Below are 7,170 nucleotides of genomic sequence, written 5' to 3'. Positions count from 1 at the left end.
TATAGGGCGATTTCAGTACGGACATTGAAAATACCCATTTCAGTGGTGTCCATGACCTCCTCTCCATCCATGATGCCTTCCACCACCGTAATTTCCATTGGACTGGTAGCCATTATAACCTCCAGAGTACCCATAAGGAGGGTATACGGCGCAGCCTTGTAGGATAAGGGCAAAGGCCAAAAAAGACACTAAGACAATCATTTTTTTCATTTTCAGCTCCAGTAAGTGAAACATTATTGAGACTACGGGCTCAACATTTAAGATTCAAATGTCTTAAAGTTAAACCAATTTTAGCCCTCGTCAATGAATGCAGGCTTAATGGTATTATTTTTACAGAGAGGAATAGAAAATCTATTTTTGACGATCTGACAGGCTTGAATTGAAATCTTCAATAGTCAGCTCATCGCCGTATATTACGAATGCTAAAGCATGGCTAATGTCAGCTTTGAGACAGCGGGTAGTTTCCAGAGCTTGGTTATAGATATTGAATAAATGATGTCATTTTGCACTAAATTTGATGTGTACCCTGCAGGTTGTTCAGAAGCTTACTCTCCACATGTATACCTGATGACGGGAAATATTTTATAAACCATAATGGGCGGAAAAAATCGAAACAAGGATTGATAGCCTGTTTCAATCCCCCGCCCAATTACTGCCCAACCGGCGAACCCTCATGGGCAAACCACCGACGGGCTTGACGGTCACCACCATTTCCATTTCCGGAAGGTTGTCGTCGGACAATTGGAAATCGTATTTTTGCAGCAACATGGCCAACAATAGCTGCCCTTCGACCAGGGCAAAATGGGTGCCTGCACAATACCGGTGGCCTATCCCGAATGGCATATAGGCTTTGTTCCGTTTGTCTGCTGCCAAAAAGCGGCTGGGATCAAAGGCCTCGGACTGCCCCCAGAAGTCGGCATGATGATGCATGTTGTAAATACAGAAAACCGCAATACCGCCCGCTTTTAACGAGCACCCTTGCAATTGGGTGTCCTTGGCGACTTTTCGCAGAGTGATGCCGACCGGCGGACGAATGCGCAACGATTCTTCCAATACCGCCTTCGTGTAGGTAAGCCGGTCTAAATCATTGACACCCGGCGTTTTGCCGCCCAGTGTTTTGTCCAGTTCGTCTTTTAAACGCGACAGGGGCTCAGGGTTTCTGGCCAATAGGGCCAATGTCCAGGTGAGTGCGGTAGCGGTCGTTTCATGGCCGGCGCTGAAAATCGTCAGCACTTCATCGCGGATTTGCCTGTCCCCCATTTTTTCGCCGGTATCGGGATCTTCGGCGTCCAGGAGCATTTGCAGCAGGTCATTATTACCAGCGGAATTGGCACGCCTTTGCGCGATAATGCCGTAAATGAGCTCGTCGAGCAACCGACGCGCCCGCATAAAGCGCCGATTGCCAGGGGTCGGAATGAATAGGGGCGGCCGTAATGGGTTCATGGCCGTTTGGGCTGCGAAGCGCAGGCCCGTTTCCAAAGCCGGTGCAATCTGTTCGATTTGCTCGAGCACACTCGTGCCGAACATGGTTTGCGTGATCACCTCAACAGTAAGGCGCAGCATTTCATCGGCAATATTCACAGTTGCGTCGGGCGGCAATTCATCCCATTTTGCCATTAGCTTTTGGCAGGCAGAGGCCATTGTCGGCAACATCGTGTAAACGTTGCTGCGGTGAAACACCGGTTGTATCAACTTGCGCTGTTTGCGCCATAAATCGCCGCTGCTCGTGACCAGTCCCTGCCCAAGGATCAATGCCAGGCCATTCGGTTTATTGGGGTCATATATTTTGACGAAATCCTCTTGCTGCTGGGTTAAGGCCAGTTCTGCCAAATCAGGATGGCTGATCAGATAAAATTCCTTAGGCCCAAGCTTGAAGCACATTAAGTCCCCATATGTGCGTTGCCAAGCAATCATGCAAGCTAGCGGATTACGCTTGAATTCCGCCAGATTGCCTAATAAAAAATGGCTTGGGGGGCCGGGGATTTGATTGGAAGCTTGCATGTAAAGGCAGGGTGCGAAATCGGCAGTCTGGTAAAAAAACAGCTAGGGTTTTACATTAAACTTATACGGCCTGGGTTGATATATCGAGCCATTTTGCGCCATAAGCCAAGCAATAACAAGAGCCACGTACCCAGGCTTATTATGGGGGCAAAGTCGTCATGCCTAGCCTTTTTGAGACCTGGCCTAAGGTATTAGATTGTGAGTTATCCGCAAGTTACCCGTAGTTATGAGGTATGACAGTAAAGCTAAGAAACAGGCTGCATCAGTCATAGGACGCCTGTTTTCCCGACACCACTCAGCTTTTATCCTAGTACTACTTCCCTTCCGGATCGTCCTCGTTGCCGGGAGACGGTTCGTCAGGTTTATTATCGATTTCGCCCAACTTCATCATGAAATACAGACAGGATACGACGGCAATCACCATCACTGCTTCAAACACTAAACGCAACATGTTGCCCTCCAGTCGCAAAGATAATACGGTCAGTCGGTTAGGAATCTTGACCTTAAGTGACTTGTAGGCTCATTCTGACAGTGTGTCAATATCTTTACCGGGAAACCGCAATAAAGCGGTCCAGCCTAGCAAAAGTCAGTTTAACTTCTAGGTGAACAAAGCGGCTTTTTTAATTTTAAGTCGTGTTTTAGGATTGGTGTTTGCGGTTTTTACGGGTTCGATACGGAAAGAGCCCAGGTTAGTCTCGCAAGTTTGGCCTTTGATACCTAACTTAGGGTCCATGACGGCTGCTAAGGGCCATCACATTGAAATTGAAGGTAATTTATTGGTTTAATTCATAAATGAAGACTAACCCAGCACAACGACCAATATGCCGCTTTACGGGTTATGAGCCGAAAACTTGCATTATTCCGAAGCTCCCCTAAGCTTGAGTTGCATGCTGTAAAAAATAATCGTACCACCTTGCCGCAAACCAGCATTCCCAGCCACTTTGGGATCATCCTGGTTAGGCTTTGCATATTTTGGATTGGGGATTAGATTTGCCAATGTTGAAGACCATAACCACAAGCATCAGCCTCTCCGACTTGTTTGAGGGTGACCTGCAGTTGACTTCCCCACCCAACCTCTTTTTCGAGCTGAAAAGTGTGCTTGAGGACCCCAGCAAATCCCTGTCCGACGCCGGCAATGTGATCGCCAATGACCCAGCCCTGACCATGAGATTGTTGAAATTGGTCAACAGCGCCTATTTCGGCTTTCCTGGCCGCATTGCCACGGTCACCCACGCCATTTCCATGGTCGGTTCCAGGGAACTTCAAAACCTCGTCCTGGCAACGCTGGTCATCAACAAATTTTCGGCACAATCGGACGGCATGATGACGATGCATGACTTTTGGGCGATGGGCTTACGCAGCGCATTAATGGCAAAAGCGTTGGCACTGGCTTTACCCGGCCAAATCAAGGAAGACATGGAATCGGTCTTTATTTGCGGATTGCTGCATGACATCGGAAAGCTGGTCTTTTATCGCCGTATCCCGGAAATAGCCCTGCAAGTCGGGTTGCTGGCCGAACAAACCGGGGAATCAGAGACCGATATCGAGCAAAAAACTCTCGGCTTTGACCACTACGATGCAGGGGCGGAACTAGCTCGGTTATGGCATTTGCCCGCCATCATTTCAGAAACTATCGGCCAACACTGTAGACCCGACCGTTCCAGCCCCTACTACCTTGTCGCCGACCTGGCCCGGTCGGCCAACCTGGCCAGCAAAATGGACTTGTCGGAGGATGCTTTCGACTCCAACAGATGGGGTATCTCCGATGACGACTTGAGCGTAATAATCGATAACGTACAAGACCAATTTGATGAATTGTTCTCGATTTTTTATCCCATATTGTGATTCTTTCTTAATGATTAAGGCTTCTTGCCGAAACATTAAGCGCCGACTGCATTTCCGACCCCAAAAATTTCAAGCTAACTTCCAGCAACAAGGTGGCTAAATCAGCTTATACGACCTTTAGGCTTTCATCATCGTAGATCCGCCGCTTCTTCCAAGCAACAAACATTCCGTCGTTGAACGGCAGGTCGTTGTCAATTGCGTATTCGTAACAACTTCTAAATAACCGGGCGGTGCGGAAGGTATGCAGATCATCGTCGGCGGTCACACTTGCCACATTGCCGACCTGGAAGGTCTTGTTCCTGGATTTGCCGTTGTCCACCCAAAACACGGTGTAACACAGGTAGCTCTTGTCTTTGCGGAGATCGTACTTGATAGTTCTGGACACCCCGGTAACGCCTGTGGTGGTTTTGTTTTTGGGCGGTTTTAAGAAGCGGGTCTTGCTGCCCTTCAGCGCGACCAGCATTTGGTCGCGCCAGGCGATGGCGGCCTTTAGCGACTTAGTTTTGCCGCCCCACAGCTTATGGGAAAAATAGCGGCTGCTTTCTTTGCCACGCCTCACGATGCGGACCTGATAACCGAACTTGTCGGGTTCGGTGATGTGCTTATTTTTCATCCTGTAGTCTCGAATAGGGTTACAACTGGAACTATCTCTTCTCCGCCCAGTGGGTTGGCGAAGGGTCTAGTCACTGGCTTGAGGTTTTGGCCTTTGAGAAAGTCTATGCCCAAAATACTGGCAGGGATATAAGTACGAATACCTAGCCCCCGCGTTCAGGCGGTTGGCGGCTTTATATCGGCGCACACGCTCATAAATAACAAAAAAGGGTACTGAAAAATTGACGGGAAAGCAGAGCTTAGGCTTAGAGGATGTTTCTGATAATCGGCATCGACGCTTTCCAGACGGCTAATGCAAGACGACAGGTAACTTCACATTCCATAACATTGCATTTCGGGGATGTTAATCATTAGAGCTTTAAATAAAGTGCTTGGTGACCAAGAAGACAGTCTTAAGCCAGGTTGGCAACCCAGGACGGCTTAATCTTAATGAAGTTATACACCGGCTTGTTGGTAGCCTTGGTTGAATATGCACTGAAATCAATTATGATGCCCCAGTAAGTATTCATACGCATATACAACTGTTGTGGATTGTTTAACATGTCCATGCCGTGTTGGACGGTACGTAATTAACTTATGGGTGATGTTTTGTGGTGTTCCTGATGTCGTTTGTGGGAAATTTAAGGCGTAGGATTCACCGTCCGGTTAGAAGCGGGCAGGCTGAAGCCGGCCAAGCTATTGGCACCAGGGCAACTGGATTGCCTGAAAGCCAATAAAAAGCACTTCGTGAAAGAATTGGAATTGGAGATTAAGACGGGTGTCCATCTGGAATGAAAAATCCGGTGCCAAGGAAAAACTGAACAAGCCTTTATCTGCCTGTCTTTTGCATTTGTTAAGGCATCAACAGTCTCCTATCACTAACTTGACGGGCTGCTCATGGGGGTTCGGCTGTCCGCAGTTGGCCGATCTTCCCAAAATGGTTGATATGAGCCACAGTCCGGTTTAGAGAAGGAAACTCAAAAGCTCTTTATTATTGTATAATATTGATTTTATTTGAAATATTTGCTCGTATTGTTTTCATTTAACAGATAACCTCTGATACTGACTTAACAGACAACTGCTACCCTGTTTTACCAGTCTTTGTTAGGGTGCTGATTTTTTAACTGAAGATTGCATCTTTTGTTCAACACAAGGTGCAACATCTTCATAGGCAACGCTAGCTTCATGGGCGATATTGCAAATAAAGGCTTCCTTTTGATGAGCAACTGTTTGGAGTCCGGCCAAAGTCCTTTGAACGTAAACAAAATTATGGGCAACCTCCTGATAGCCAACATAGGATGCTTTTTCGAATTCCCTAATATTCAGGTGTGTCTCCACCTTATCCAGTGATTCGCGCAGCGCATCCAGTGCCATAGCAACCCCGACCGTTTCCATTATCATATTATCGTCAAACCTTTCGATCTCGGCGGCTTTACCGTCAAGTATCGAGAAGACTTTTTGCAGGTCGATTTCTTTAGCCATTGTTACTAGGCGCCCATTATTTTCCTAATATCTTTCACCAACAGGTGGAGATGGTAAGGGTCAGTCGGAGAGGGCAGAAAATTGAAATGCTCGTAAAACGCTTTGGCCTTGTCATCCTTGGCATGTACTAGAAAAGCCCTGATACCTGCAATATCAGCAGCTTGGACAGTGCGTTGCATTGCATTCCTTAATAAACCAGCACCCACGCCTTTCCCTTGCCAAGCAAGATCAGTGGCAAGACGGGCCAATAACATCACAGGCACGGCATTTCGGGACAGCCCTTTGACAAGGCGATCCGATGCCTCTTCATAGGCGACATGACCCACAACGAGCGTGTAGTACCCAATGATTTCTTTGCCACTACCGCCAACATAAGTTTGTGCCCCATCAGCGCGTTGGCTCATTAAAGCGTATCGCTTTAAATATCGGTTTAGGCTGTCTTGTCCACAATCAAATGCGTCAGTCTGGTGCGTCTGTTGTAGTTTTTCTATGTGGCAACGATTTTTGTGTTCCGTGGTCAATCGAAAATACCCGGCTCGCGCATTAACCGTTCAAGCCTGGGCAAAGGCCGGGGCTGCGCTTCAAGGGCAGCCTGGAAAGCTGCCCATTGATCAGCATCCAGGCTAAAATAGCGGCGATCAGCCAGCACTTCATCGGCTGCACCCAACGCGCTTTCGAGAACGAATTCGCTGACCGATTTATGGCGTAAAGTAGCCGCCGCCTGTAGTGCTTCCTTGGCTTCTGGATGGATTCTGAGATCTATTCGATCTGTGCGTTTGTTCGTTATCATGATAATTTCTCCTTACCACGTAAGACTAACACAACTGTACACACAAAGCCAGTACGTTCCTATATTTTTACATCATCCAACTTTAGGGCGACTAAACAACCCGCAAGTGACCGAGAAAGAATTCGATCACTTGCGATTATAGAAAAATCAAACTTCTGTCAGTTCCGCCATCTCCAAAGCATCATCGACTTCGATACCCAAGTACCGCACTGTACTTTCCAGTTTGGTATGTCCTAGGAGAAGCTGCACCGCCCTTAAGTTCTTTGTCCGGCGGTAAATTAAGGAGGCTTAGTCCTACGGAATGAATGTGTCCCGTAGTCGGTAGGGTTTAAACCTGAAATGGTTTAATTAAACGGTATTGTTAAGTTAGTATAGCATTTGCTACACTTACCCAATTTGTAGGGGTAAAGGCTAATATGAATTGTCCAAAATGTGGTTCGACCGATTGCGGCAAAGATGGC

8 protein-coding genes are annotated in these 7,170 nt (G+C 47.4%); 1 reads left to right on the top strand and 7 read right to left on the bottom strand.

Features of this window, described 5'->3' with window-relative positions; translation table 11 throughout:
• Window positions 1-633: 633 nt before the first annotated feature.
• From MGMO_RS18265 to MGMO_RS20910, 3 genes are all read right to left on the bottom strand, one after another.
• Window positions 634-2,001 carry a cytochrome P450 gene (locus MGMO_RS18265; protein WP_023496576.1) on the bottom strand — a complete coding sequence of 456 codons (1,368 nt, stop codon included), beginning with the start codon at window positions 1,999-2,001 and terminating at the stop codon, window positions 634-636.
• A 313-nt stretch (window positions 2,002-2,314) separates the two neighbouring features.
• A complete protein-coding gene (locus tag MGMO_RS20180; protein ID WP_023496575.1) occupies window positions 2,315-2,452 on the bottom strand; it encodes a hypothetical protein in 138 nt (45 codons plus the stop codon).
• Between the two features lie 147 nt (window positions 2,453-2,599).
• Window positions 2,600-2,734: a hypothetical protein gene (locus MGMO_RS20910; RefSeq protein ID WP_023496574.1), complete on the bottom strand. Its 135-nt coding sequence runs from the start codon at window positions 2,732-2,734 to the stop codon at window positions 2,600-2,602.
• Window positions 2,735-2,997: 263 nt separating this feature from the next.
• Here MGMO_RS20910 and MGMO_RS18260 point away from each other — a divergent pair, with 263 nt between their 5' ends.
• Window positions 2,998-3,846 (top strand): HDOD domain-containing protein, encoded by an 849-nt coding sequence (locus MGMO_RS18260; protein ID WP_023496573.1) that lies wholly within the window; start codon window positions 2,998-3,000, stop codon window positions 3,844-3,846.
• A gap of 106 nt (window positions 3,847-3,952) precedes the next feature.
• On the opposite strand, the gene MGMO_RS18255 is transcribed toward MGMO_RS18260, so the two are convergent.
• The 4 genes from MGMO_RS18255 to MGMO_RS18240 all read right to left on the bottom strand — a co-directional run bounded on the left by MGMO_RS18255 (window position 3,953) and on the right by MGMO_RS18240 (window position 6,709).
• Window positions 3,953-4,459: a hypothetical protein gene (locus MGMO_RS18255; RefSeq protein ID WP_023496572.1), complete on the bottom strand. Its 507-nt coding sequence runs from the start codon at window positions 4,457-4,459 to the stop codon at window positions 3,953-3,955.
• A 1,082-nt stretch (window positions 4,460-5,541) separates the two neighbouring features.
• Entirely contained in the window at window positions 5,542-5,919 is a 378-nt protein-coding gene (locus MGMO_RS18250) for a hypothetical protein (RefSeq protein ID WP_023496570.1), read from the bottom strand.
• Window positions 5,920-5,924: 5 nt separating this feature from the next.
• Window positions 5,925-6,440 carry a GNAT family N-acetyltransferase gene (locus tag MGMO_RS18245; RefSeq protein ID WP_051384090.1) on the bottom strand — a complete coding sequence of 172 codons (516 nt, stop codon included), beginning with the start codon at window positions 6,438-6,440 and terminating at the stop codon, window positions 5,925-5,927.
• Window positions 6,437-6,709, bottom strand: coding sequence for a type II toxin-antitoxin system TacA family antitoxin (locus tag MGMO_RS18240; RefSeq protein WP_023496568.1), 273 nt, complete (start codon window positions 6,707-6,709; stop codon window positions 6,437-6,439). Before MGMO_RS18240 ends, MGMO_RS18245 begins: the two co-directional genes overlap by 4 nt.
• Window positions 6,710-7,170 lie beyond the last annotated feature (461 nt).

The organism is Methyloglobulus morosus KoM1, from assembly GCF_000496735.2.
Taxonomy (GTDB): Bacteria; Pseudomonadota; Gammaproteobacteria; order Methylococcales; family Methylomonadaceae; genus Methyloglobulus; species Methyloglobulus morosus.
Note: the sequence above shows the minus strand (reverse complement) of the source record. Positions and strands in the feature narration are given on the sequence as shown.

Excerpts from the sequence above, each read along its gene's own strand:
- MGMO_RS18265 (WP_023496576.1), bottom strand. The coding sequence starts at position 2,001 with ATGCAAGCTTCCAATCAAATCCCCGGCCCCCCAAGCCATTTTTTATTA.
- MGMO_RS20180 (WP_023496575.1), bottom strand. The coding sequence starts at position 2,452 with ATGTTGCGTTTAGTGTTTGAAGCAGTGATGGTGATTGCCGTCGTATCC.
- MGMO_RS20910 (WP_023496574.1), bottom strand. The coding sequence starts at position 2,734 with ATGGACCCTAAGTTAGGTATCAAAGGCCAAACTTGCGAGACTAACCTG.
- MGMO_RS18260 (WP_023496573.1), top strand. The coding sequence starts at position 2,998 with ATGTTGAAGACCATAACCACAAGCATCAGCCTCTCCGACTTGTTTGAG.
- MGMO_RS18255 (WP_023496572.1), bottom strand. The coding sequence starts at position 4,459 with ATGAAAAATAAGCACATCACCGAACCCGACAAGTTCGGTTATCAGGTC.
- MGMO_RS18250 (WP_023496570.1), bottom strand. The coding sequence starts at position 5,919 with ATGGCTAAAGAAATCGACCTGCAAAAAGTCTTCTCGATACTTGACGGT.
- MGMO_RS18240 (WP_023496568.1), bottom strand. The coding sequence starts at position 6,709 with ATGATAACGAACAAACGCACAGATCGAATAGATCTCAGAATCCATCCA.